A 751-nucleotide genomic window follows, 5' to 3' on the forward strand; every position below is an offset into this window, starting at 1 on the left:
TGAAGGAGCAAGACCTCTATAAGAGTTACACTTTATCGGAAGTAATTTATGAGTTGAAGAAGTTGAGAGTTGTCACGCTAAATAGCGGAAAATCTTATTTGACTGAGATATCCAAGAAACAGAGAATGTTATTCGAAAAGTTTGGTGTGCCGATTCCAGTAGCACCCTAGTTATTAAAATATGCGGATTTTAGGTCAAAAATGACCAAGATGGAAAGAGAAAGCCGCTCGCGCCTGAAGCCTTATATTACCTGGAAAGAGTTCCTGAGAGCCACCCCAACGATTAGAAGACAGACCTGTGGAAAGCCTAATTGTAGATGTCAGAGAGGAGAGAAACATCTTTGCCTTGTTCTTACTCGAAGTCTTTCGGGCAAGATAGAGCAGCTCTACGTTCCCAAAGAGAAAGAGAAGATGGTGAAGGAATGGATTAAAAACTGGCGGGATATTCAGGATTTATTAGAGAAGATATCCTCCACTTATTGGGAAAGATTAAAGAGAAAGGACTAAGCCATTCTCCGGCGCTTTCTTCGCTATGCCGAGAAAGTCTATCAATTGGGAAGTCTCCTCAGCCGTCTCACTGATAGCCGGCTAAAGCCCTCTATCCCGACCCATACCATTTTTCGAAGTGCAGTGATCATGATGCTGGCTCGGATGGGCAGTCTCCATGCCTTGGAGCAAGATAAGGGCAATCGTTTCTGGCGGAGGTGGTTGGGCAGGGCACTCCCCAGTGCTGACACCATAGGAAGAGTGTT

2 protein-coding genes and 1 pseudogene are annotated in these 751 nt (G+C 44.9%); all 3 read left to right on the forward strand.

Annotated elements, in window-relative coordinates:
* Positions 1-170: pseudogene (locus HW443_RS14330) on the forward strand (IS1634 family transposase); the annotation flags it as partial.
* Between the two features lie 30 nt (positions 171-200).
* Positions 201-506 carry a DUF6788 family protein gene (locus HW443_RS12335; protein WP_176238352.1) on the forward strand — a complete coding sequence of 102 codons (306 nt, stop codon included), beginning with the start codon at positions 201-203 and terminating at the stop codon, positions 504-506.
* Between the two features lie 45 nt (positions 507-551).
* Positions 552-751, forward strand: a 200-nt coding sequence (locus HW443_RS13120) for a hypothetical protein (protein WP_219857266.1), incomplete at its 3' end; no start/stop codon positions are given.

The sequence above is a fragment of the Candidatus Hakubella thermalkaliphila genome, assembly GCF_013281975.1.
Taxonomy (GTDB): Bacteria; Actinomycetota; Humimicrobiia; order Hakubellales; family Hakubellaceae; genus Hakubella; species Hakubella thermalkaliphila.